The organism is Kitasatospora sp. NPDC001660, assembly GCF_053596725.1.
Genome location: NZ_JBSFGU010000024.1, coordinates 1 through 24832 on the forward strand (window position 1 = coordinate 1; position 24832 = coordinate 24832).

Genomic DNA, 24832 nt, shown 5'->3' on the forward strand with positions numbered 1-24832 from the left:
ATGATCAACCGGACGGTATCGACTCGATCCCTGCACGTCAAAGCGAAAATCCACACCAAAGCACCACATCGGCAACCACGTGTGAACCCGGGCCGAACTTGACGTGTCCCACGGCCCCTTCGGGCGCTCCGACGGCCCGTCAGGGCCCTGGCGGGGCGGCCGCTTCCAGTTCGGCGACGGCCTGCCGCCGGGTGGGGACCGCCGGTCGGGCCCGGGTGCGAGCCGGTCACCGGCCGCGGCTGCGGACGGACCGGTGGCCGCGGCCGGCGCCGACCGCTGCGCCGGTCCTGCCGGCGGGATCCGAGCTCGCCGGGTCGGTGGCGCCGGACTCCGCCGGCACACAGCCGGCTCCCCGTCGGGAGCGGAGTCGGGAGCGACGGTGCGGGCGTCCCGGCACTGCCGTCCCGGTCAGCCGGCCGGAGTGAGGTCTGTCCGGCGGATCTCACCACCCGCCGGAACACCGGCAGATCGGGGAGCCGGACCCTTCGAGCGGTGCCGTGCGCCGCCTCGCGGTCAGGCGCCGCCGGCGATCTGGCCGAGGTAGGTCCAGCCGTCCGGGCCGCTGGGGTCGCCGCCGTTGTTGGCGTAGGCGGTAACGTGGCCGTCCGCGTCGGTCCGCAGGTAGTCGGCGTGGGTGTCGGCGGTGAAGTCGACGAGTTGGACGCTGGTGTGGTCGGTGGTGACGCCGGTGGCGATCCGGCCGAGGGCCTGCCAGCCGCCGTGTCCGTCGCCGCCGCGGTTGAGCCACGTGGAAATGGAGCCGTCCGGGTTGATGACGTGGTAGTCGGCCTTGCCGTCGCCGTCGAAGTCGGCGAGGCGGACGCGGCTGCGGTCGGCGGTGACGCCGGTGGCCACCTGGCCGAGGGCCTGCCAGCCGTTGCCGCCGGCGGGGTCGCCGCCGCGGTTGAGCCAGACCTTGACCGAGCCGTCGGGGTTGATCAGCCAGTAGTCGGCCTTGCCGTCGCCGTCGAAGTCGGCGAAGCGTACCTGGTCCGGGTCGGTGGTCAGGCCGGTGGCGACGATGCCGATGTCCTGCCAGCCGCTGGGGCCGGACACGTCGCCGCCCTTGTCGAGCCAGACGTGGACGGAGCCGTCGGGGTTGATGAGGATGTAGTCGGCCTTGCCGTCGCCGTCGAAGTCGGCGAGGCGGACGCGGCTGCGGTCGGTGGTCAGGCCGGTGGCCACGCGGCCGAGGGCCTGCCAGCCGTTGCCGCCGGCGGGGTCGCCGCCGTGGTTGAGCCAGACGTTGACCGAACCGTCGTCCTCGATGACGACGTAGTCGGGCTTGCCGTCGCCGTCGAAGTCGGCCCAGCGCACCCGGCCGCTGCCGCCGGCCTCGGTGCCGGCGCGGGGGACGGCGCGGCGAGGGGCCCAGCCGTCGGCGACGGTGTGGTCGAGGGCGTCGTGGAAGACCTGGGCCATCTTGCGGTAGCCGTCGTCGTTGGGGTGCAGTTGGTCGGGCAGGTCGGTGGCGGGGTCGAGGGCGGCCGGGGCCGCGTAGCGGACGTGCCGGCCGGCGCGCTGCCGGTCGGCCAGCAGGGCGCCGGCCGTGCTGTTGAAGGCGGCGGTCTGCTGCTCTAGGCCGGGTGTGGCGGTGAGCAGGCCCTGGACGATGACGGCCGCTCCCGGCTTGTCGGCGTGGATGCGGTCGACGAGCTCGGACAGCCGGGTGGCGGCCTGGACCGGATCGGCCTTGTCCCACTTGAGGTCGTTGATCCCCAGGTGCAGCAGGACGACGTCCGGGTCGGCGGCGGTCAGCCACTGGTCGATGCCGTCGCGGATCTGTGCGATCCGGTAGCCGCTGTGGCCTTCGTTGTCCGGGTCCGCCATGGAGCCGGCGGAGTTCGAGCCGACCATGTCGATGGTGTAAGGGGACTGACTGGCAGTCATGTCCCACAGCGGCGCGCGGTAACCGGCGCGGGTGTTGCTTCCGGCCCCGTAGGTGATCGAGTCGCCGAGCGGCATGACCTTGATCAGGGGAGGCGCGGGCTTGGTGGCGGCGTGGGCGGCGGTCGGAGCCGGGCCGAGGCTGGCGCCGGCCACGGCGAGGAGGGCCGCCAGCGTCCGGGAGGCGGTCTTTTTCATGGCAGAAGGTGCGGCTTTCGAACGGGGCCGGTGGTGGCCGGCCGTGGAGTGCGTGGGGCCCGGGTCGCTTCGCGCGCCGTGCGGCGCGCGGAGCGACCCGGGTGGTCGTGTGACCGGGTAACGACCGGGCCCGGCCGGCCGTCACCCCAGGCGGGTCAGGCGCCGCTGGCGATCCGTCCGAGGTCCGCCCAGCCGTTCGGACCGGCCGGGTCGCCGCCCTTGTTGGCGAACGCGCGGGTGCTGCCGTCACCGGGGTTCCAGAGGTAGTCGGCCTTGCCGTCGCCGGTGAAGTCCGTCAGGTAGACGGAGTTCTGATTGGTCGTCAGTCCGGTGGCGACGCGGCCGAGGGCCTGCCATCCGTTGCCGCCGGCCACGTCGCCGCCCTTGTTGAGCCAGAGCTTGACCGAACCGTCGGGGTTGATCACCCAGTAGTCGGCCCTGCCGTCGCCGTCGAAGTCCGCCAGGCGGACGCGGCTGCGGTCGGTGGTGACGCCGCTGGCCACCTGGCCGAGGGCCTGCCAGCCACTGCCGCCGGCGGGGTCGCCGCCCTTGTTGAGCCAGACCTTGACCGTACCGTCGTCCCCGATGACGACGTAGTCGGCCTTGCCGTCGCCGTCGAAGTCGGCGAGACGGACCTGGTCCTGGTTGGTGGTCAGGCCGGTGGCGACGATGCCGATGTCCTGCCAGCCGCTGGGGCCGGACACGTCGCCGCCCCTGTTGAGCCAGACGCGGACGGAGCCGTCGGGGTTGATCACCCAGTAGTCGGCCCTGCCGTCGCCGTCGAAGTCCGCCAGGCGGACGCGGCTGCGGTCGGTGGTGACACCGGTGGCCACGCGGCCGAGGGCCTGCCAGCCGCTGCCGCCGGCCGGGTCGCCGCCCTTGTTGAGCCAGACCTTGACCGAACCGTCGTCCTCGATGGTGACGTAGTCGGGCTTGCCGTCGCCGTCGAAGTCGGCGAACCGCAGCCGACCGCTGCCGCCGACCTCGTTCGCGGTCGCCGAGCGGCGGTCGCGCGTGTCCGCGATCCACGCGGCGATGTCGTCGACCCGGGTCTCGCCGGCGCCGGTGCGGGTCTCGGTCTCGCCGAGGCAGCCGCCCTGCCAGGCACGGCTGGTGACGGCGGCGATCTCGTAGCCGCCGTTCTTGGCGCGCAGGGCGGGACCGCCGGCGTCACCCTTGCAGACGGTGGCATCAGCGGGGGTCTTCGCGGCGAGATCGAAGCCGGAGGCGGCGACCGTGCCGGTGGTGAAAGTCGCGCTGTGCGGCTGGGCGGGCAGCCAGTCGGTCCTGGTGCGGCCGAGGCCGAGCACCTGGAGGTCCTCGCCCGTGGCGGGCGCGGTGGTGGCGACGGCGAGCGGCGTGACACCGTTGACGGGCTCGACCAGACGGACCATGACGATGTCGCGGTCGGTGCGGGGAACGAGTGCGGAGACGTCGAAGCCGCGGCCGGCGATGGTGGCGGTGACCTGGGTCCTCGGCAGGCCGGCGGGGACGGTGCTGAGGTCGTTGGGGTTGTCGGCGAGGCAACTGGCCGCCGACAGCACCCACTGCGGGGCGACCAGGGTCGTGGTGCAGGCGCGCGAGCCGGGGTGGCCGGGCTGGCCGACCGTCAGGGTCCCGACCGCGGGGAAGGTGCTCGCGGGGGCCTGGACGGCGGGGCCGTCGGTGGCGTTGAGCTCCAGCAGCGTGGTCGAGCCGTTGGTGCCGCCCTCGCCGACCGGGGTCCAGGCGTTCTTGTTGACGTCGACGCTGGTGACCGTGCCCGCCGTGTTCAGCGTGGCCTTGATCGCGTGGTCGTCGCCCTTGATGTTGTAGATCTGCGGGATCTCCAGCGACAGGTACCCCGTGCGACCGGTGATCTTGAAGCACACCTGGCTCGGGTTCGCCGCCCGGCTGTACAGCTCCACCAGGCCCGGCCCCGACGCGCAGTCGGCCAGCATGATGTGCCCGTCGCCGGCCTTGAGGGTGATGTTGTGGTCCGCGAGGATCTTCGCGGCCCCCGGGTAGGAGTAGTCGTCCACCACCACCGGCGCGACAGCCTCCGCAGCCGAGGCCGTCACCGCCGGAACCGACCCCGCCACCACCGGTATCACCACTGCCAGGCCCATGGGCCAGGCCACTCTTCGCATCCTGCGTTGCACGAACTCTCCCGAAAAGGACATGCCCGGGGAGACGCCAACGCCCCCCAGAGCTGGCAAAGAAAAATGATCAACCGGACGGTATCGACTCGATCCCTGCACGTCAAAGCGAAAATCCACACCAAAGCACCACATCGGCAACCACGTGTGAACCCGGGCCGGACCCAACGTGCCCCACGGCCCCTTCGGGCGCTCCGACGGCCCGTCAGGGCCCTGGCGGCGCAGCCGCTTCCAGATCGGCGGCGGTGCCGGACATCACCGTGCGCAGGTGGCGGGTGAGGGGCTCGTGATCGGTCAGCCTACCTATGCACGACAGATTCGGAGGCGGTGCGCCACGGCCTACCGTCGTGGACGTCGACAGACGACAACAGCGGTAGGCCGAGGAGGAGTTCATGAGCGCGTTCGCGATCGCCCACGTCAGGTCGGTGGAGTTCGGGCCCGACATCGTCGAGTACCTGGAGCGCATCGACGCCACCCTGGAGCCGTTCGGGGGCCAGTTCGTGGTGCACGGCGGGAACGTCGAGGTGGTCGAGGGGAGTTGGGGGTCCGACATCATCGTCATCGAGTTCCCCGACCGGGAGCGGGTGCGCGCGTGGTACGACTCCCCCGCGTACCGGGAGATCCTGCCGCTGCGCACCCGCCACATGGACGCCGACGCCGTCTTCGCCGACGGCGTGCCCGAGGGCTACCGGGGCGCGGACTCGCTGTCGCACTGAGCGCCGGCGGGGCGCTCTCGGGCGACCAGGTCGGTGCGGCCGGCGGTGGCGTCGAGCCAGACGACACGGGTGCCGCGGTCGGCGGCGGGCTGCTCCTGGGAGCCGCGGTCGCAGGAGACGCGCTCGGGGGTGCCGCCGGTGAGCGGGAGCCGCCACAGCTTGCCGGTCTGCGCGTTGGTCCAGGCGCCCGTCAGCGGCGGCGGTCAGCCAGTTGACGGGACGCCATGGCACGAACACAAGCCATTGCTCACGCGCCCTTCGTCTACGCCGCCCTGGATGAGAGCGCGCTCCGATGGCAGCTCGGCGGGCCCTCTGTCATGGCTGAGCAGCTCGAACACCTCGAAGAACTGGCAACCAGGCCGAACGTCATGATCCAGGTCGTCCCGTTCAGCATGGGGGTTCACCGCTCTTTCGCTTCAGCCGTCACACTGCTGACCATCGGAGACAACAACACCCAGCTCGGATACACCGAGACGCTTCACCGCGGCTTCCTCGAACGAGACCGAACCACTGTCACAAGATGGCGCAGGAGATACGATTGCCTGCAGGTAGACGCGCCTCCCAGGGCTGAATCCCTGACCATGATCAGAAGAATCCGGAAGGAACTGGCACCATGAGCTCCCGCCTCGACCTGTCTTCTGCCCGCTGGGTCAAGTCCTCCCGCAGCACCAACGGAGGCCAGTGCATCGAGGTGGCTCCCGGCTTCACCGGCGTCATGCCCGTTCGCGATTCCAAGGACCCCAACGGCCCCGCGCTCATCTTCCCCTCCGCCGCCTGGCAGTCCTTCATCACCGCCGTCCGCGCCGGCGAATTCGACGCCCGGTGACAGCAGCTGCTCCTGGCCCCGCCGCCCCACGCCTGGGGCGGCGGGGCCCTTCGGTCTCCTGGCTCAAGGTCGGATCGACCAACTGACCAACATCCACAAGAGCACGAGACGAACTCACTGCCCGTCAGACGGATGAGCTACCCCGGCACGCCCGCTCGTGGCACCACCCAACGGACGAGCAGCGCAAGTCCGATGACGTACAGAACACTGGCCGCGGCCCCGGCGACGAGAAAGCTCCAGACCGGGCGGTGGACCAGACCGGCCAGGCCGGCGGCAGCCGGCACCACGCCCACCGGGACGAGGTTGCACAGCACCGCCTCCTGCAGCCGAACCGTCGCGGGCGCCCGGCGCAGGAGGACGCCGAGGAGGGCGCAGGCGACGAAACCCACGCTGGCGCCGACGACGAACATCCAGACGGCCATCGACGTGGGAAGCCCTCTATGAGCGATGGTGGTGGCCAGGACCCCGCTGATGCACAGGGTGTATCCGTGCGGAACCACCAGCATCTGTGTCGTGCCGCGCAGAGTGTCGGCCCAGTGGTCCGGGCGGCCGGAGCGCTGCCGTCCGGGGATCATCGCCGTCTCCGCGCGACCTGCGGGGCCGTCTCTTCGCAGGCGCTGGTCTGCAGCACGTTACGGTCCTCATCCTGTGCCGGCGGGCCTTCGCGGGCAGGCATCGAGCCGCGGTCCTCGCTCGCATCGCCCCGGGGGCTGAGCGTGCCCGCAAGCGCCGCATCACCCTATCGTCGGGCTGCCGGGTTCCCCCCACGACCCGGGCGCGCCCAATGGGTGAGGTACGAGGCACCAGCGGCCCGTCTGCCGGCCGGTCCCCGTCCTGTGCGGCGCCGCCGAGGCAACCCCCCGGACCTCGCCGCCGGCGCAGGAAGTCGGGCCCGCCGACTTTCCGCTCTTACCGGACTCCCCCACGGCTGCTCCCGGCCCCGCCGGCGGAGCGGGACCGGGCGTGGATCTGGGAGGATCTCCGGTGGCGTACGAACGGCTGAAAGACGGTGGGGAACATGGTCGGTGTGGTGCTGGTCGTCGTGCTGGCGCTCGTCATGGGCGGGTGCGGGTGCGTGGTGTGGGCGCAGCGTGGGGGGCCGGGGTGGGTGCGGGCGGTGGCGGCGGTGACGCTGGGGGCGGGCGAGTTGGTGCGCTCGGCGCAGCGCAGGCGCCGGCGGCGGCAGCGCAGTTCGATCGGTGGCGGCGACGTCACCGGTCTGGGTGACGGCGGCAGCAGCAGCGGTTCGTGAAGGACGGGCACACGCTTCGCGATCGACCCCGTACGTTGTGTACCGTCGCCCTGAGGGCGAAGGAGGGGCGCAGGTGAGCGAGCGCAGCGAGCGGGGCATTGTGAGGTGCGCGTTTCGCGAAGCGACCGCCGAGCGCAGCGGGGCGGGCGCATGAGCGGGGTTGTCGTCCATCTGCCGGCGGCGGGTGACGGGAGCGGGGCGGTGACGCTGCGGCTGGGGCCGGGTCAGGTGGCGCGGTTCGGGCGCGGGTCGGCGGCGGTGCCGGTGGAGCTGCGGCTGGCGGACGCGGCGGTGTCGCGGCTGGCCGGGGAGATCCGGGTGACCGAGGATCACTGGCAGTTGAGCAACCACAGTGCGACCCAGAGCTACCTGGTGGAGAACCCGGAGGGCGCCGGGGAGTACCTGCGGGTGCCGCCGCGCCGGGCGGGGGCGCCGATCCCGTTCGAGTTCTCGCGCGTGGTGCTGCCGACCCGTCACGGCGGCACGCTGGCCTTCCAGGTGTTCGCCCCCGACCACGTCTACCTCGACCCGGAGGGGCTCGACACCGGCGCCCTGCGGGGCACCCGGACGGTCACCGCGTACTCGCTGGACGAGACGGCCACCTACTTCCTCGTCCTGGTGGCGCTGTGCGAGCCGCGGCTGCGCGACGAGTCGCCGCTGGAGGTGCCGACCACGCCGCGGATCGTCGAGCGGCTGGCCGGCCACCCGGCGTGCGCCCGGCTGACGGCGCGGGCGGTCAGCTCGCACATCGACTACCTCGCCGAGGAGAAGATGCGGATCAGCACTCCTGTGGAGGAGCGCGGCGGGCGGCGCAACGGCAAGCGGGAGACGATCGTGGCCGTCGCGCTGCGGTTCGGGCTGGTGCGCGAGGAGCACCTGGTGCTGCTGCCGCCGCGCGGCGCGGGCCGTCTTGCCGGGGGCTGAGCGGCGTGCACCCGCTGCCGCCGGGCCGGCGCGTGGGGCGCTGGGAGGTCACCGGGCCGATCGCGGCCGGGGGTTGGGCCTGCGTGTACGCGGGGCGCCCGGCCGGCGAGGACGGCGAGGTCGCGCTGAAGATCCTGCCCACCGCCGGGCTGACCCCGCGCCAGGCCGCGAAGGTCGCCGAAACCGCCCGCCGCGAGGTGGAGTTCGCCCGCCGCACCCGTCACCCGCGTCTGGTGCGCCTGCTGGACACCGTCCAACTCGGCGAGGAGGGCGACGCGTTCCTCGACGGCGCGATCGTCCTGGTGATGGAGCGCGCCGAACGCAGCCTGCGCGACCGGCTGACGGCCGGGGAGGTCACCGAGGCCGAGGGCGCCGCGCTGATCGCCGGGATCTGCGAGGGCCTGGCCCACCTGCACGCCTCCGGCTGGGTGCACGGCGACCTCAAGCCCGACAACGTCCTGCTCGCCGCCGACGGCTCCGTCAAGCTCGCCGACTTCGGCCTGGCCACCGAGCTGACCGGGACCCGCGGCACCCACGGCCACGCGCCGCCGATGGGCACCTTCGACTACCTGCCGCCCGAGCGCTGGCGGGCGCCGCTGGACGAGCTGGGCGTCACCGTCCGCCCCAGCGGCGACATCTGGTCGCTGGGCATCGTCGTGCACGAGGTGTTCGCGCGCGGCGTCTCGCCGTTTCCCGGCGCCACGGCGGCGGCGCGCGCGGCCGCCGCCCAGGAGTACGCGGAGCGGCGCGCGCCGCTGCGCATGGCGGACGCGGTGCCGCCGTTCTGGCGCGCGCTGGCCGCCGACTGCCTGGCCCCCACCCACGCCGAGCGCGCCGCCCACACCGCGGAGAGCCTGCTCGCGCGCATCCGCGCCCACCGGGCCGGGGCCCGGCGCGGGCGGCGGCGCCTCGTGCCCGCCGGGCTCGCGGCGGCGGCCGTGCTGGCGGGCGGGGCGGCGGTGGCGGGCACGGTGGCGGCGGGCTGGACGCACGCCGGGGTCAGCTCCCCGGCGGGCGGGCACGTGCGGGTGTACAACGCCGATCCGGGCTGTCAGGCCCGTGCCGACCGGGACCCTCAGTGCAGTCTGGGCCTGGCGATCGACCCGCGCGAGCCGTACCTGGCCGGGAACGTGGTGGCGACCCGGGTGTGGCACGGCGACGTCCTGGACGCGGAGTGCCAGGAGCTCCACGGGGTGCCGATCGTGGACGAGATGGGCACCCAGTCCCCCCGGTGGTTCCGGGTGCGGCTGCCGCAGGGGCCCGGGCCGTCGACGGCGTGGCTGCCGGCCGTGCGCACGCTGGACCGCCCGGAGCTGCCGCCGTGCCCGTCCGTCTCCCTCGCGCCATGAGGACCGCCCCCCCGTGCCCCGGGCTTGACGTTGGACCACAGCGGTAGGGCAGCGTCTCTGATCAGGCAAGCGATCCTGTGTGATCCACGGGGAGCGTTCCGCACCTCGGGGGCCTCTCGGTCAGGTGGTGCGGCGGCGCCGCCGTGCGTAGGCGACCGTGACGACGGCGACCAGCGGCCCCCACAGCAGGAGCGGCGCGTAGCAGGCGTTCATGATCCACGCGGCCGCGCCCTGGGGGGCTTCGCGGCCGCCCACGGAGGCGGGCAGCCTGCCCCAGAACATCGGCGCTGTCACCGCCATCACCGCGAGCGCCCCCAGGGCCGCCGGAACGACCGCCGCCCACACCGGGACGCGCCTGCGGCCCAGGAGCGGGATCCAGTGCGGTGTCCTCTCGCCCCACGGCCTGACCAGGCCGATCGTCAGGAAGGCGAGCACCTCGGTGATGAGGGTCAGCAGGGTGATGTAGGAGGACGTCTCCAGGCCCGGCCGCCAGTCCTCGGCCAGCCGCCCGCTGAAGCCGACCGGGATCCCCACGGCCATGGCCATCCGCCACAGCCCCGACGGCAGGACCGCCAACGGCACGGCACGCGCCATCCGGTCCGACCAGCGCGGTACGGAACGGGAAGCGGCGTCGGCGTTCAGGTCGGCGCGCAGCGGTTTCGCGGGGGGCATGATCGTCTCCTGGGCGGTGTAGGCGTCACCTCAAGGCTGGCCGGGTGCCCCGCGGGTCACATCCCCGCGCAGAACCATCGCCATCCCCCGCCCGGGTGAGCCGCCGTCCGTCCGAGGACGGACGGAAGTGCCGTGGCCGCCGTCCCCGAGCAGCACAGAGCGGCCCGTTGGCGAGAGCCCGTCAATCCGGAGGCTTCCGGGTACCTGCCCCGCGCCGCCCGGGACTAGCTTGCGGACGTCCCGTCAGCGTCCTTCCACCGAGCACCCTCAGGAGTCAGCCTTGCGCACAACGCCGATCCTGCGGCGCGCCGCGCGCGCCGTGGTCCCCGTCCTGGCGGCGGCCGCGCTCGCCCTCGGCGCGGTGCCGTCCGCGAGCGCCGCGCCCGCCGGCGCGACCGCCGTCCGCTCCCCCGCCTCCGACACCGACGGCCCGATCGGGCGCGGCGAGGCGATGGACCGCGCCTGGTCGTGGATCGCCGAGCAGGTGCCGTACAGCCAGCAGGGCTGCCACGGCAACCAGTTCGGCTGCTACCGCCCCGACTGCTCCGGTTTCGTGTCGATGGCCTGGCACCTGGGCACCTCGCTCGACACCTGGCACCTGTGGAACGTCACCGCCGACATCCCGGCCGACGACCTCCAGCCCGGCGACGCGCTGCTCAAGGACTCCGGCGGCACCGACCACGTCGCCCTGTTCGTCCGCTGGGCCGACCCCGGCCACACCCAGCCGGTGGTGCGCGAGGAGTACGACTACGGGCACGTCGCCGAGGAGCGGACGTGGGGCGACGGGCTGCGCGGCTTCGCCCCGCGCCGCTACAACCGTCTGGACGACCTGATGCCCTACGGCTCGATCCGGGTCAAGTACGACAGCATGGGCGGGCTGAACAGCGTGCTGGGCGCGCCGGTCCGCGGCGAGCGCGACTCGATGGCCGGCGGGCGCTTCCAGCAGTTCCAGAACGGCATCATCCTGTGGCACCCGGATTCGGCCTTCGCCGTCCACGGCGACATCCTCACCCGGTTCTGGGCCACCGACGCCGAACGGGCCTGGGGCTTCCCGACGATGGACGAGGCGGACGCCTCGGCGGCCCCCGACGGCACCCGCGGGCGCTACCAGTTCTTCGAGCGGGCCCTGATCCTGTGGTCCGCGCCGACCGGCTCGCACGTCGTCCACGGCGCCATCTACGACGCCTTCCACGCCGCCGGCCACGAGAAGGCGGTGGGCTACCCCCTCACCGACGAGAGCGACGAACCGGGCGGGCGCGTCCAGAAGTTCCAGAACGCCACCATCCACTGGAACGCCGCCACCAACACGACGTCGATCACCCGACCCTGACGTCTCCGTGCGCCGGGCCCGGCTCAGGCGGGCTGGACGAGGCGGTTCTCGTAGGCGTAGACGACGGCCTGGACGCGGTCGCGCAGGCCGAGCTTGAGGAGGATGCGGCTGACGTGGGTCTTGACGGTGGCCTCGGCGAGGGTGAGTTCGGCGGCGATCTCGGCGTTGGACATGCCGCGGGCCACCTGGATCAGGACGCTGCGCTCGCGGGCGGTCAGGGCGGCGACGGCCTCCTCGCCGCGGGTGGCGCCGCGGCCGTCGGCGGGCAGGTGGGAGGCGAAGGTGTCGAGCAGGCGGCGGGTGACGCGCGGGGAGACGACCGCGTCGCCGGCCGCCACGCAGCGGATCGCGGCGAGCAGCTCGTCCGGCTCGGCGTTCTTCAGCAGGAAGCCGGAGGCCCCGGCGCGCAGCCCGGCGAAGGCGTACTCGTCGAGGTCGAAGGTGGTGAGGATGAGCACCTTGGTGTCGGGGTGGCGTTCGACGATGCGGCGGGTGGCCTCGATGCCGTCGGTGCCGGGCATGCGGACGTCCATGAGGACGACGTCGACGGGCCGTTCGGCGGCCAGGCGGATCGCCTCCTCGCCGTCGCCGGCCTCGCCCGCCACCTCCAGGTCGGGCTGGGAGTCGAGGGTCATGGAGAAGGCCAGGCGCAGCAGCGGCTGGTCGTCGACCAGCAGGACCTTGATCGTCATGCGGGGCTCGGCTCCTCGTCGGCGTTGGAGGGGTGGTCGTTCTCGGCGCGCGGGGAGTGGTCGTCGAGGTGGAGGGTGGCGGCCACGCGCCAGCCGCCGCCGGGGGCGGGGCCGGCGGTGAGGTGTCCGCCGTAGGCGGCGACGCGTTCGCGCATGCCGGCCAGGCCCTGGCCGAGGCCGGGGGCGGCGGCGGTGGGGCGGCCGTCGTCGCGGATCTCCAGGGTGACGGCGGCGGGGGCGGCGTGGACGGTGACGCGGGCGCGGGCGCCGGGGGCGGCGTGCTTGAGGGTGTTGGTGAGGGATTCCTGGACGAGGCGGTAGGCGGTGAGCTGGGCGCCGGGTGAGACGGCGGCGGGCTCGCCGCTGACGTGCAGCTCGGTGGGCAGGCCGGCGGCGCGCACGTGTTCGGCGAGGACGGCGAGCTGGCCGATGCCGGGCTGGGGGTGGCGCAGCGCGTCGGGTTCGTCGGCGCGCAGGACGCCGAGGAAGCGGCGCATGTCGGTGAGGGCCTGGCGGCCGGTCTCGGCGGAGCGGCGCATGGCGTCGGTGGCCTTGTCGGGGGCGGTGGCGTTGGCGTAGGCGGCGGCGTCGGCGAGGGCGACCATGACGGACAGGTTGTGGGTGACGATGTCGTGCATCTCGCGGGCGATGCGGGAGCGTTCCTCGGCGACGGCGAGGGCGGCCTGCTGGTCGCGCTGGTGTTCCAGGTCGCGGGCGCGCTGGCGCAGGGCGGTGAGCTGGGCGCGGCGGGCGCGGCCGCCGCGTCCGAGGGCGACGGCGGCCAGGACGGTGCCGGAGAACAGGACGAACACGCGCAGCCACATCGGCAGGTGGGTGCGGTCGCCGTGCTCGCCGAGGGGCGGCCAGCGCAGCAGGGCCATGACGACGCCGAGCTCGGCGATGCCGTAGGCGATGAGGGTCAGGCGGCGCCGGCAGTGGGCGGCGACGGTGTAGAGGGCGAGCAGGACGGCCGCGTCGGCGGGCATGGGGTGGCCGGTGGCCCATTGGAGGAGGGCGGCGAGGGAGATCGCGGCGAACACCGGGAAGGGGGCGCGCCGGCGCAGGGCGAGCGGCATGACGAGGGCGACCTGCAGGGCCCAGAGCCAGGGGGTGGCGTGCAGCTCGTGGCGCTGGGGCAGGGCGGTGAGCACGAGGATGCCGAGGGCGGTGACGAGGTCGACGAGGGCGGGGTGGCGCTCGGTGAGGACGGCCGCGCGCAGCCGGGCGAGCCCGCGCGGGACGCGGAGGCGTCCTGCGCGGGCTGCGGGGGTCCGTTCGGCGGTGGTCACCGGACCATGCTCACACGGATGAGGGGGGTGCCTGTCATGCGTCGCGTCGCTTGAGGACGACGGCGGCGCCGATCAGGGCGGCGAGGACGTAGAGGCACATCACGCCGAAGCCGGTCCAGGGGGCGAGGTCGTGGGGGCCCTGGTGGAGGGTGGCGAGGGCCTGGCCGGCGTTGCCGGGCAGGTAGGGGGAGATGGTGTCGCGCCAGGAGCTGGGCAGGGCCTCGGTGAGCAGCGGGAGCAGCATGAGGACGCCGAAGACGCTCGCGATGCCGCCGGCGGTGTTGCGGATGAGGGTGCCGAGGCCGACGGCGAGCAGGCCGACGGCGGTGAGGTAGAGGCCCATGCCGAGGACGACGCGGGTGACGCCGGGGGCGGTGAGGGTGGTGTCCAGGTGCTTGCCGGCGAGGATGGACTGGCCGACGAAGAAGGCGATCAGGCAGGCGGCCGTGGAGACGACCCAGGCGACGGCCCCGAACACGGCGGCCTTGGCCCACAGCACCGGCAGGCGCTTGGGGACGGCGGACAGCGAGGCGCGGATCATGCCGGTGGAGTACTCGCCGGTGATGATCAGCACGCCGAGGACGCCGATGGCCAGCTGGGCGAAGTGGTAGCCGAGGAGGCTGTGCTCGGCGGCGCCGAAGTGGAGGCGCTCCTCGGCGGGCAGGTGGTCCCAGCGGCTGACGGTGCCCCAGCACAGCAGGGCGCCGAAGCCGATGGTGAGGGCGACGGTGATGCCGAGCGTCCAGTAGGTGGAGCGCAGCGAGCGGAACTTGATCCACTCGGCGTGGACGACCCGGGCGAGGGTGACGCCGGGGCGGGCGGGGCGGGAGGAGGGGGCGAACGCGGGGGTCGCGGTCGCGGCCGGGGCGGTCCCGGCGGTGGGGGTGGCGGTGGTCATGCGGCCTTCTCCTTGACCGGCTGGGCGGGGGTGACGACGGCCTGGTACTCCACCGCGTCCTTGGTGAGCTCCATGAAGGCCTCCTCCAGGGAGGCCTGCTTGGGGGTGAGTTCGAACAGCACGAGGGAGTGGGCGGCGGCCAGGCGGCCGATGCGCTCGCAGTCGGTGCCGGTGACCTCCAGGCGGTCCGCCTCCTCGGCCTGCGCGACGTCGACGCCGGGCAGGTCGGCCAGCAGTTCGCGCAGCCGGGCCGCGTCCGGGGTGCGCACGAGGACGGCGCTGCCGGCGGCGCGGGCGGTGAACTCGGCCACCGAGGTGTCGGCGATCAGCCGGCCGCGGCCGATGACGATCAGGTGCTCGGCGGTCAGGGCCATCTCGCTCATCAGGTGGGAGGAGACGAGGATGGTGCGGCCCTCGGCGGCGAGCGACTTGAGGAGGTTGCGGATCCACCGGATGCCCTCGGGGTCGAGGCCGTTGACCGGCTCGTCGAGGATCACCGTGGCCGGGTCGCCGAGCAGCGCGGAGGCGATGCCCAGGCGCTGGCCCATGCCGAGGGAGAACCCGCCGGCCCGCTTGCGGGCGACCTCGCGCAGGCCCACCAGGTCGACGACCTCCTCCACCCGGCGCCGGGAGATGCCGTGGGTGGCGGCGAGGGCGGCCAGGTGGTTGAAGGCGCTGCGCCCGGTGTGGACGGCCCGGGCCTCCAGCATGGCGCCGACCTCGTGCAGCGGCGCGGCGTGGTCGGCGTAGCGGCGGCCGTTGACGGTGGCGTGCCCGGCGCTGGGGGTGTCGAGGCCGAGCAGCATCCGCATGGTGGTGGACTTCCCGGCGCCGTTGGGGCCGAGGAAGCCGGTGACGATGCCGGGGCGGACGGTGAAACTCAGGTCTTCGACGGCTGTGCGTGGGCCGTAGCGCTTGGTCAGGCCGACGGCTTCGATCATGGCGGGTCCTAGCTAGGGGGAGTCCGGGGTGTCGTCTCCACGCTAGGGGCCCGTAGCGGGGCGAACGAGCGCCACTGGGACGATCTCGCAGCGGCCCTGTTGGGCCGCGCGATGCACCCGGCGTACATCTCACGACGGATGCCGGGGGCGGGGGGCTCACCGTCACGTTGGGGAGGAAACGTCATCGAACCGTAATGGTCGGGCGATGGGCTTTCCGTCCTCTCATTCATCCTTAATGTCCGCATTCGGACGTCCCGGGCCCGAACAGCCCGATCGCGTTTTCCCGTGCGGTGCTTGACCGCAGGTCAGGAGCTCGCCGACCGCGCCCGCGCGCTTTGACGTGCGCAATTGCGGACCGATAGCGTCCGCTTGATTCTTTCTTTGCCAGCTCGGGGGTGCTGGTGTCTCCCGGGCGCATCTCTCTTTCTGGAGTCCCTGTGCGTACCGTTCGCAGACTGGCCTGGCCCCTCGGCGCGGCCCTGGCGATACCCGTCGTGGCCGCTCCGATGCCGGCCACGGCCGCGGAGGCCGCGCCGCCGAGCGCGGTGGAAGGCTTCTCCTACCCGGACGCGGCGAAGGTCCTCGCGGACCGGAACATCACCCTGAAGACGGGCGACGGGCACATCGTGCTCGCCGACTGCGCGTCAGGCCCGGGCCTGGTGCAGCTGTTCAGCCGGGCCGCCAACCCGAGCGAGGTGTGCTTCCGGATCACCGGGCCCACCGGGTACCTGGCCCTGGAGATCCCCAAGATCTACAACATCAAGGGCGACGACCACACCATCAAGGCGACGGTCAACACCGACGGCAACGCTGCCACCTTCGACGTCGTCAAGAACACCTGGACGCCGATCGGCGAGGGCGGGACCACCGCCAGCGCCACCACGCTGCTCGAACTCACCGCCACCGACGGGCCGGCCGCACCCGCCAACACCGACTACCCGGCCGTCGGCACCGTCACCGTCGGCCAGCCCGGCCACGCCGACGCCCGCTCCTGCACCGCGACCCTGGTGGACCGCTACTGGGTCCTCACCTCCGCCGGCTGCTTCAACGGCGCCTCCGGCACACCCGCCGTGAAGAGCACCGCCGCCATCGGCGGACACACCGTCGACATCGCCGAGCTCGTCACCCGCGCCGACCGCGACCTGGTCATGGCCCGCCTCGCCACCCCGGTCGACGGCATCACGCCGACCGCACTCGGCACAGCCGCGCCCGCCGCCGGCGAGAGCCTGCGCATCCCCGGCTTCGGCCGCACCACCACCGAGTGGGCACCCCTCAAGACCCACACCACCACCCACACCGTCGGCGCCGTCACCGCCACCGGCATCGACACCGCGCCGACTGCGGGCGCGGCACCGATCTGCCAGGGCGACGCCGGAGCCCCCCTGCTGCGCGACCACAACGGCACCACCGAGATCGCCGCCATCGCCTCCCTCTCCTGGCAGGGCGGCTGCCTCGGCACCCCCACCACCGAGACCCGCACCGGCGCCACCTCCTCACGCGTCGACGACCTCGCCGGCTGGGTGAAGGACCTGCGTTCCCGTACCGCGGACGTGAAGGCCGGCACCCACGTGCAGATCATCGGCGCCGACAACACCCTGTGGGACACCACCGCCGACTACAAGGCCGGCCGGTGGACGGGCAGCTGGTCACCCGTCACCAGCGGCGCCCTCACCGCCGTCGACTCCGTGGCCATCGGCGACACCGTCCACGTCTTCGTCGTCGGCTCCGACGGCCACGTCTACACCCGCGACGGCAAGGCCGGCGGCACCTGGACCCCGTGGGGCGAGATCCCCGGCGGCGCCGCCGGCGCCAAGGGCATCACCGCCACCGCCCGCGGCAACATCGTCGACCTCATGATCATCGGCTCCGACGGCTCCCTCTACAGCACCAACGCCGACTACACCGCCGGCCGCTGGAACCCCACCTGGAACCAGATCGGCACCAACAACCTCAAGGCGATCACCAGCACCGCCACCGGCAACGTCGTCCACGTCTTCGCCATCAACGAGGACGGCAGGGTCTACACCCGCGACGCCGACTACAACGCCGGCAAGTGGACCCCCTGGGGCGAGATCCCCGGCGGCGCCGTCGACGTCAAGGGCATCACCGCCGCCACCCGCGGCAACATCGTCGACCTGCAGATCATCGGCTCCGACGGCTCCCTCTTCAGCACCAACGGCAACTACGACGCCGGCCGCTGGGACCCCGCCTGGTCCAAGGTCAGCGACAACAAGCTGAAGGCCATCACCAGCAGCGCCGAGGGCAACGTCGTCCACGTCTTCGCCATCAACGAGGACGACAAGGTCTACACCCGCGACGCCGACTACAACGCCGGCAAGTGGACCCCCTGGGGCGAGATCCCCGGCGGCGCCACCGGCGTCAAGGCCCTCACCGCCGCCACCACCGGCTGACAACCGCCCGCCAGCGGCCCCTGACCCGGCGTCACCAGAGCCAGCGGCACCAGAGTCGGCGGACGGCCGCGCCACGCGCGGGGCCTCCGCCGCGGCCCGGGCGCCGGATGTGCCCTCCCCCGAGAAAGCCGTCCGACCGGACCGCGAACTCTCGAATTCCAGCACCATTCTGGCCCTGAATTCATCCAAAGCCGTCCGTGTACATCCTGGCCCGTTTCCCGGCGACCTGATCGCGCTTTCCCGTTCACTTGACTGCACGTCAGATATCTGCCACAGGCGGTCTCGTGCGCTTTGACGTGCGGGATTGCCGACCGATAGCGTCCGCTTGATTTCTTCTTCGTCAGCTCGGGGGTGCTGGTTTCCTCCCGAGCACATCTCTCATTTCTGGAGTCATTGTGCGTACCAGTCGCAGACTGGCCTGGCCCCTCGGCGCGGCCCTGGCGATACCCGTGATGGCCGCTCCGATGCCGGCCACGGCCGCGGAGGCCGCGCCGCCGAGCGCGGTGGAAGGCTTCTCCTACCCGGACGCCGCCAAGATCCTCGCGGACCGGAACATCACCCTGAAGACGGGCGACGGGCACATCGTCCTCGCCGACTGCGCGTCAGGCCCCGGCCTGGTGCAGCTGTTCAGCCGGGCCGCCAACCCGAGCGAGGTGTGCTTCCGGATCACCGGGCCCACCGGGTACCTGGCCCTGGAGATCCCCAAGATCTACAACATCAAGGGCGACGACCACACCATCAAGGCGACGGTCAACACCGACGGCAACGCTGCCACCTTCGACGTCGTCAAGAACACCTGGACGCCGATCGGCGAGGGCGGGACCACCGCCAGCGCCACCACGCTGCTCGAACTCACCGCCACCGACGGGCCGGCCGCACCCGCCAACACCGACTACCCGGCCGTCGGCACCGTCACCGTCGGCCAGCCCGGCCACGCCGACGCCCGCTCCTGCACCGCGACCCTGGTGGACCGCTACTGGGTCCTCACCTCCGCCGGCTGCTTCAACGGCGCCTCCGGCACACCCGCCGTGAAGAGCACCGCCGCCATCGGCGGACACACCGTCGACATCGCCGAGCTCGTCACCCGCGCCGACCGCGACCTGGTCATGGCCCGCCTCGCCACCCCGGTCGACGGCATCACGCCGACCGCACTCGGCACAGCCGCGCCCGCCGCCGGCGAGAGCCTGCGCATCCCCGGCTTCGGCCGCACCACCACCGAGTGGGCACCCCTCAAGACCCACACCACCACCCACACCGTCGGCGCCGTCACCGCCACCGGCATCGACACCGCGCCGACTGCGGGCGCGGCACCGATCTGCCAGGGCGACGCCGGAGCCCCCCTGCTGCGCGACCACAACGGCACCACCGAGATCGCCGCCATCGCCTCCCTCTCCTGGCAGGGCGGCTGCCTCGGCACCCCCACCACCGAGACCCGCACCGGCGCCACCTCCTCACGCGTCGACGACCTCGCCGGCTGGGTGAAGCAGGTGCGGGCGACCGCGACCGGCTGGAAGACCCAGGCCCTGGTCAAGGGCGACACCGGTCTGTTCCAGGCCACCCGCCTCTACGACGGCAGCTGGACCCCCTTCCAGGACGTCCAGGCCAAGGCCGGGAACATCGGCGGCGTCAAGGCCGTGGCCGCCGCCGGCATCAACGGCGACACCCACGTCCTCGCCCTCGGCGGCGACGGCCACCTCCACCACACCCTGCGCAAGCCCGACGGCACCTGGTCCGCGTTCGGCGACCTCAACACGGCCGTCGGCGACCTCGGGAACATCACCCAGGTCTCCGCCTCCTCCATCGGCGCCGACCTGCACGTCGTCGTCCTCGCCGACGGCCAGGTCTTCCACACCGTCCGCCACGCCGACGGCACCTGGACCGGCTTCGGCGCCGTCTTCGGCGCCGCCGGACCGCTGAACGGCGTCACCTCCGTGGCCGCCGCCGGCACCGGCAGCGAGCTCCAGGTCGCCGCCACCGCCGGCGGGAACGTCTACCACACCGTCCGCGCCGCCGACGGCACGTGGAGCGCCTGGGGCTCGGTCGCCGACGCCGCCGGACCCGTCGGCACCGCCGTCTCCGTCGCCATGGCCCGCCAGGGCGACGACATGGACCTCGTCGCCGTCACCGCGACCGGCGCCCAGTTCCACACCGTGCGCCGCGCCGACCGCACCTGGCAGGCGTTCCAGCCCCTGACCGGCGTCCTCGGCAACGTCACCGCCACCTCGGTCAGCGCCACCCCCGTCGACGGCGACGCCCAGTTCGCCGTCACCACCACGGACAACCGCGTCCTGACCACCGCCCGCCACGCCGACGGCACCTGGGCCCCCGTCCAGCCCGTCGACCTCGGCGCCGTCACCGGCAACCACACCGGCACCGCCATCACCGGCACCCTCTGACGGCTGCCCGAACAGCCCTCCCGGCCGGGCGGCGGTGCCCGTGCGATCGCCGTCACCGCCGCCCGGCCGGGCCCCCCAGCCACCTGCCGTCGCGTCCGTATCCGACGTGACGTCAGGTCCCCGTGGTGTCACGCCCTTCCCGGCGCCACCACACACGTCCGAGTGACGACCAGAGCCGCCGGCGCGGATTGCGGACGCCGGCTGCCGCACGGCACTTCGGTGCCCGATTCAGGATGGATTGCGAAATTTCGATGAGGATGTCATTGACATCACGGGCCCGGTCGCGCCTCGCGGCCGGGTTCGTGGCCGGCAGCCTGCTGACGGGGTTGCTGACGACTCCGGCGCTGGCGGCCGACGTGCCGTCGGCGACCGCCGCGGACCCGGACCGGGTGAAGGCGGTCGCGGCCTGGCAGGCGGGCGGTCCGGCCGTGCGCCACGCGGCGGAGACCGCGCTCACCGGCTCGGCCGACGACCTGAAGGCGTTCCTGACGGGTGGCCAGGCCACGGCCACCGACCAGGACCTGCGGGCCAAGATCGAGGACCTGGTCGCGAACTCCGGCCCCGGGGTGCGCGAGGCCGGGGCGGCCGCGCTGAAGGGCACGGCCGACGACCTGAAGAAGTTCCTCGACAAGGGCGCCCAGAAGGCCTACGAGGACGACCAGCGGGTGAAGGTCTCCCAGCTCATGGCCACCGGCGGGCCGGGCGTGAAGGCCGCCGCCGCCAAGGCCATGGACGGCACGCTGACCGACGTCAACCAGTTCCTGAACGAAGGCCAGTTCAAGGCGCGGGACGACGACGACCGCGTCCACCTCTCGCAGCTGATGGCCTCGGGCGGGGACGAGGTGAAGAAGGCCGCGAACACCGCGCTCAACGGCTCGATGGACGACGTCCAGCAGTTCCTGCAGTACGGCTACCAGACCGCGGCCGCCCACGACCAGGAGAAGCTGTCCGTCGGGCAGTTGGCCGACCTGACGAAGACCGCCGCCGACCAGGCCGGCCAGCAGGCGATGACCGCCAAGGACGCGGCCGGCAAGGCCGTCGACGCCACCAGGCTCGCCAAGGAGGCGGCCGAGCGGGCCGCGAACGAGACCAAGGCCGCGCAGGGCTCCGCCGGACAGGCGTCCAACGCCGCGGGCCGCGCCGCCGACGCGGCCACCCGGGCCGCCGCGGCCGCCAAGACCGCCTCGTCGGCGGCCAGGGCCGCCAACGAGGCGTCCCGCCAGGCCGCCAACGCCGCCGCCAACGCGGCTGCTGCCGCCACCAAGGCCGGCAACGCCGCCTCCCAGGCACTGGCCGCCGCGGCCGCCGCCGGCAGCGACGCGGGCAAGGCCGACGCCGCCACCAAGGCCGCAGGCATCGCCCGTGACGCCGCCGTCCAGGCCCGTACCGCGGGCGAGGCCAGCCAGTGGGCCGGCTTCGCGGCGACCCAGGCAGGGCTCGCGGCGCAGGCCGCCGCCTCCTCGGGCACCAACGCCGCCGACGCCGCCCAGGCCGCCGCCGACGCCGCCACCTACTCGGGCGTGTCCGCCGCGGACGCCGCCCAGGCCCGCCTCGCGGCCGCCCGTGCCAAGGCCGCGGCGTCGGAGGCCACCCGCGCCGCCAACGCCACCGTCGCGATCGCGAACCAGGCCGCCGCGGCCGCCGCGGACGCCCAGCGCGCCGCCAACGACGCCGCCGCCCACGCGGAGGCCGCGGCGACCGCCGCCGCCGAGGCCGCCAAGCACGCCGGCGAGGCCGCCGGCTGGGCCGACATCGCGGGCACGGCCGCCACCGCGGCCGGCAGCTCCGCCGACTCGGCCGCGCAGTCCGCCCAGCAGGCCCACAAGATCGCCGACATCGCCCGCGCCTCCGACCAGGAGCGCCTCGACGCCCAGCAGGCCACCGAGATGGCCGCCGCCGACGAGGCCTCCCGCGAGGCGGACCTGAAGGCGAAGACCGCCGCCTGGGAGTCCGGCAAGGTCACCCAGTTCGCCGCCGACACCGATCAGCTGATCAAGGACGCGACCGCGTCCGGCGTCGATGCGAAGACCGCCGTGCTGAAGGGCCGCCAGGCCGCGCTGCGGCTGCTGGACGCCGGCGGCCCGTGGACCAAGGCCGCGGCCCAGACCGCACTGGAAGGCGACGACACCGCCGTCCAGACGTTCCTGGCCACCGGCCTGACGACCGCCCGCGACTACGACGACCGCACCAGCGTCATGGCCATCGCCCAGTCCCCGGGCAAGCTGGAGAAGCGCCTGGCCGCCGAGACCGCCTCGGTCGGGACCTCCGACCAGGTGCGCGCGTTCCTCGCCACCGGCCAGTACCCGGGCAAGGACGACGACGACCGCGTCGCCCTCTCCCAGATCATGGCCACCGGCGGACCGGGCGTGAAGGCCGCCGCCGGCAAGGCCCTCGACGGCACCATCGACGACGTCCGCGCCTTCCTGGCCACCGGCCAGTTCAAGGCCCGCGACGACGACAACCGCGTCCTGGTCACCCAACTGCTCACGACCGGCGGCGCGGAGGTCAAGGCCGCGGCCCAGGCCGTGCTGTCCGGCCCCGCCGACCGCCTGGTGCCGTTCCTGCAGACCGGCCTGCCCAAGGCCCAGCAGCGCGACGCCGTGACCGCCGCCCACGTGGCGACCATCCAGTCCTACCTCGCCACGATCGACGGCTCCGTCGCCCAGGCGCGCCAGTACGCCGCCCAGGCCGCCCAGTCCTACGCCACCGCGCGCGGAGCGGCCAACGAGGCCGCCGGCTACGCCAACCAGGCCAGCCAGTCCGCCCAGCAGGCCCAAGGCTTCGCCGACCAGGCCGCCCAGTCCGCGCAGGCCGCCCAGGCCTCCGCGGCGCAGGCCGCCCAGTCCGCCCAGCAGGCCCAGGCCTCCGCGGCCTCCGCCAACGCCGCGGCCCGCAGCGCCAGTTACTCGGCAGCGGCAGCCACCAGCTACGCGGCGCAGGCCCAGCAGTACGCGTCCGCCGCGAAGACCGCCTCCGACCAGGCCCAGGCGTCCGCCGCCGCGGCCAAGCAGAGCGCCGCCGACGCCGCCAAGGCCGCCGCCGACGCCAAGGCCGCCGTCTTCACGAAGCAGTGCACCGACACCATCGCCGGCCAGCTGGAGAACCAGACCGCCACCGTCGACTCCAGCGGCCGGGTCTCCTACATCGAGGCCGTCCCCCAGGACGACATGAAGACGGATCAGGGCAAGGACAACCTGTCCCACTGCACCGCCGGCGACTTCGTCCTGGGCCGCAGCGACATCATGCTGAAGAACATCGACCCCAAGGTCTGGCACGACAACGGCAAGGGCGACACGGTCTGTGACGTCACGGTCAACGTCAAGGTCACCGGCACGGTCAACTACATCATGAAGACCTGCCCGGAGCCGGGCCTGTCGATCGTCGCCTGCGCCGGGAAGTACACCGTCTGGAACACCGTCCTCGTCAGCAGCACCCAGGTCAGCGACCAGCGCGACGAGACGTTCCAGCTGACCTACTTCGACTACAAGGCGCACTACTCGCCGGAGGCGCAGCGGGGCCAGTTCCTGTACCACGCGCTCACCGACGACTTCGTCAAGTGCTACCACAACCCCGGCCTCAACTCGTCCTGCGCGTGGGCCGCGGCCAACTTCATCCCCTACGGCACCCTCGCCAAGGGTGCCAAGGCTGTGGTCGCGTTCCGCTTCGCGCTCGAGACCGGCGTCGGGATCGAGGACGCCAAGCTCGCCGTCCAGGCGACGCTCGACGGCTACAGCCAGGCGGCCATCAGCAAGCTGATGTCGACGTCCGACCTGGTCTCGAAGTTCCGTCAGACCCTGGTGGACGGTGTGGGAACCGATGCCGCGCTCCAGGCCCTGAAGCAGGACCTGAACGTCGACCGCGAGCTGGTGAACCAGCTGCCGGACGAGATCAAGATCGCTGACGACGTCCGCACGACCTGCGAGCTCAACAGCTTCCCGGCCGGGACGCAGGTGCTGCTCGCCGACGGATCGCACCGGGACATCAGCCGGATCCGGACCGGCGACCAGGTCCTGACGACCGATCCCGCGGTCGGCGGACTGCACCCGCAGCCGGTGACCGCCACCTACGCGCACGACACCGGTCGGCTCGTGGACATCGGCGTCGCCGACGGCAGCACCGTCTCCACGACCGCGGGGCACCGCCTGTACGTCGACGGGGCGGGCTGGCGCGAGGTGGCCTCGCTGCACGTCGGCGACGCGCTGGTCGGCCAGGACGGAACCAGGCAGCGGATCGTGGCGCTGCACGACCGTTCGGGCATCGCCCCGACGGCGGTCTTCGACCTCACCGTCGGTGGTCCGCACACCTTCTACGTGCGCGGACCCCAGAACGCCGGCACGGACGTCCTCGTCCATAACTGCTACAACCTGGTCAAGGACGAACTCGACCCGAAGACGAGCTCGCACACCATCAGCGACCACGTCGCCGAGGGCGCCTACGGGCCGAACGGGCGGACGATGGGAGTCTCGCCCCAGCTCGCGGAGCAGCTCGCCCGGGACAAGGGCACGAACGGTGTGTTCACCGACCTCGCCGTCGCGGAGAAGGCGCTGAGGACGGCGATCCAGAAGCAGACCGGGTGGATGTCCAAGTTCGGGAAGTCCGGCAAGAGCTCGGACAAGTTCCAGATCACCCTCGGTGCCCTGGAGGTCGACGGGAAGCAGGTCACCTCGTTCGGCAAGACGTACAAGCTCATGCCCAACGGGACGGTGGAGTCCTTTGACACCGGCACCCGGGTCGAGGTGCGCATCGTCAAGGACGCGAACCACGAAGGACGGAACTGGTACATCTCGTCGATCTTCCCCGTCGAGGGGTAACGAGGGCGAGTAGTGCGCAACGGGCTGGTCGGGTACGGGTACCCGTCCAGCCCGTTGCGTTTCCTCCCGAATCCTCGCTCACGGACCGGCGCTCACGGACCG

Annotated in this window: 18 protein-coding genes; 10 read left to right on the forward strand and 8 right to left on the reverse strand. The window is 73.0% G+C overall.

What is annotated here, in order from left to right; translation table 11 throughout:
- Window positions 1-513: 513 nt before the first annotated feature.
- Both ACWCXH_RS24125 and ACWCXH_RS24130 read right to left on the reverse strand, forming a co-directional pair.
- A complete protein-coding gene (locus ACWCXH_RS24125) occupies window positions 514-2085 on the reverse strand; it encodes an FG-GAP-like repeat-containing protein (protein WP_449803538.1) in 1572 nt (523 codons plus the stop codon).
- 155 nt (window positions 2086-2240) lie between these two features.
- Entirely contained in the window at window positions 2241-4205 is a 1965-nt protein-coding gene (locus ACWCXH_RS24130; RefSeq protein WP_449803539.1) for an FG-GAP-like repeat-containing protein, read from the reverse strand.
- Between the two features lie 410 nt (window positions 4206-4615).
- Here ACWCXH_RS24130 and ACWCXH_RS24135 point away from each other — a divergent pair, with 410 nt between their 5' ends.
- The 3 genes from ACWCXH_RS24135 to ACWCXH_RS24145 all read left to right on the forward strand — a co-directional run bounded on the left by ACWCXH_RS24135 (window position 4616) and on the right by ACWCXH_RS24145 (window position 5765).
- The gene (locus ACWCXH_RS24135; RefSeq protein WP_449803540.1) at window positions 4616-4939 is read left to right on the forward strand and encodes a DUF1330 domain-containing protein; all 324 of its coding nucleotides are present in this window, start codon (window positions 4616-4618) and stop codon (window positions 4937-4939) included.
- A gap of 224 nt (window positions 4940-5163) precedes the next feature.
- Entirely contained in the window at window positions 5164-5556 is a 393-nt protein-coding gene (locus ACWCXH_RS24140; protein ID WP_449803541.1) for a Scr1 family TA system antitoxin-like transcriptional regulator, read from the forward strand.
- Window positions 5553-5765, forward strand: coding sequence for a DUF397 domain-containing protein (locus tag ACWCXH_RS24145; RefSeq protein ID WP_449803542.1), 213 nt, complete (start codon window positions 5553-5555; stop codon window positions 5763-5765). The genes ACWCXH_RS24140 and ACWCXH_RS24145 overlap by 4 nt, the downstream gene beginning before the upstream one ends.
- A 137-nt stretch (window positions 5766-5902) precedes the next feature.
- On the opposite strand, the gene ACWCXH_RS24150 is transcribed toward ACWCXH_RS24145, so the two are convergent.
- Window positions 5903-6340 carry a hypothetical protein gene (locus ACWCXH_RS24150; protein ID WP_449803543.1) on the reverse strand — a complete coding sequence of 146 codons (438 nt, stop codon included), beginning with the start codon at window positions 6338-6340 and terminating at the stop codon, window positions 5903-5905.
- A 443-nt stretch (window positions 6341-6783) separates the two neighbouring features.
- On the opposite strand from ACWCXH_RS24150, the gene ACWCXH_RS24155 reads away from it, so the two are divergent.
- The 3 genes from ACWCXH_RS24155 to ACWCXH_RS24165 all read left to right on the forward strand — a co-directional run bounded on the left by ACWCXH_RS24155 (window position 6784) and on the right by ACWCXH_RS24165 (window position 9290).
- Window positions 6784-7017, forward strand: coding sequence for a hypothetical protein (locus tag ACWCXH_RS24155; protein ID WP_449803544.1), 234 nt, complete (start codon window positions 6784-6786; stop codon window positions 7015-7017).
- Between the two features lie 150 nt (window positions 7018-7167).
- On the forward strand, window positions 7168-7941 hold the full coding sequence (locus ACWCXH_RS24160) for a serine/threonine protein kinase (protein ID WP_449803545.1): 774 nt from the start codon (window positions 7168-7170) through the stop codon (window positions 7939-7941).
- Window positions 7942-7973: 32 nt separating this feature from the next.
- Entirely contained in the window at window positions 7974-9290 is a 1317-nt protein-coding gene (locus tag ACWCXH_RS24165) for a serine/threonine-protein kinase (protein WP_449803546.1), read from the forward strand.
- Window positions 9291-9410: 120 nt separating this feature from the next.
- Here ACWCXH_RS24165 and ACWCXH_RS24170 read toward each other — a convergent pair whose 3' ends face one another.
- A complete protein-coding gene (locus ACWCXH_RS24170) occupies window positions 9411-9962 on the reverse strand; it encodes a hypothetical protein (RefSeq protein WP_449803547.1) in 552 nt (183 codons plus the stop codon).
- 280 nt (window positions 9963-10242) lie between these two features.
- Between ACWCXH_RS24170 and ACWCXH_RS24175 the strand changes: the two genes are divergently transcribed.
- Window positions 10243-11292: a hypothetical protein gene (locus ACWCXH_RS24175; RefSeq protein WP_449803548.1), complete on the forward strand. Its 1050-nt coding sequence runs from the start codon at window positions 10243-10245 to the stop codon at window positions 11290-11292.
- A gap of 23 nt (window positions 11293-11315) precedes the next feature.
- On the opposite strand, the gene ACWCXH_RS24180 is transcribed toward ACWCXH_RS24175, so the two are convergent.
- The 4 genes from ACWCXH_RS24180 to ACWCXH_RS24195 are packed head-to-tail and all read right to left on the reverse strand — an operon-like array spanning window position 11316 to window position 15112.
- Window positions 11316-11984 (reverse strand): response regulator, encoded by a 669-nt coding sequence (locus tag ACWCXH_RS24180; protein WP_449803549.1) that lies wholly within the window; start codon window positions 11982-11984, stop codon window positions 11316-11318.
- Window positions 11981-13273, reverse strand: coding sequence for a DUF7134 domain-containing protein (locus ACWCXH_RS24185; protein ID WP_449803550.1), 1293 nt, complete (start codon window positions 13271-13273; stop codon window positions 11981-11983). Before ACWCXH_RS24185 ends, ACWCXH_RS24180 begins: the two co-directional genes overlap by 4 nt.
- A 34-nt stretch (window positions 13274-13307) precedes the next feature.
- On the reverse strand, window positions 13308-14171 hold the full coding sequence (locus tag ACWCXH_RS24190) for an ABC transporter permease subunit (RefSeq protein WP_449803551.1): 864 nt from the start codon (window positions 14169-14171) through the stop codon (window positions 13308-13310).
- Complete coding sequence (locus tag ACWCXH_RS24195) at window positions 14168-15112, reverse strand: ABC transporter ATP-binding protein (protein WP_449803552.1); 945 nt, start codon at window positions 15110-15112, stop codon at window positions 14168-14170. Before ACWCXH_RS24195 ends, ACWCXH_RS24190 begins: the two co-directional genes overlap by 4 nt.
- Window positions 15113-15549: 437 nt before the next feature.
- On the opposite strand from ACWCXH_RS24195, the gene ACWCXH_RS24200 reads away from it, so the two are divergent.
- The 3 genes from ACWCXH_RS24200 to ACWCXH_RS24210 all read left to right on the forward strand — a co-directional run bounded on the left by ACWCXH_RS24200 (window position 15550) and on the right by ACWCXH_RS24210 (window position 24730).
- Complete coding sequence (locus tag ACWCXH_RS24200) at window positions 15550-17523, forward strand: trypsin-like serine protease (protein ID WP_449803553.1); 1974 nt, start codon at window positions 15550-15552, stop codon at window positions 17521-17523.
- A gap of 395 nt (window positions 17524-17918) precedes the next feature.
- Window positions 17919-19919 carry a trypsin-like serine protease gene (locus tag ACWCXH_RS24205; protein WP_449803554.1) on the forward strand — a complete coding sequence of 667 codons (2001 nt, stop codon included), beginning with the start codon at window positions 17919-17921 and terminating at the stop codon, window positions 19917-19919.
- A gap of 263 nt (window positions 19920-20182) precedes the next feature.
- Window positions 20183-24730, forward strand: coding sequence for a polymorphic toxin-type HINT domain-containing protein (locus tag ACWCXH_RS24210; protein ID WP_449803555.1), 4548 nt, complete (start codon window positions 20183-20185; stop codon window positions 24728-24730).
- Window positions 24731-24832 lie beyond the last annotated feature (102 nt).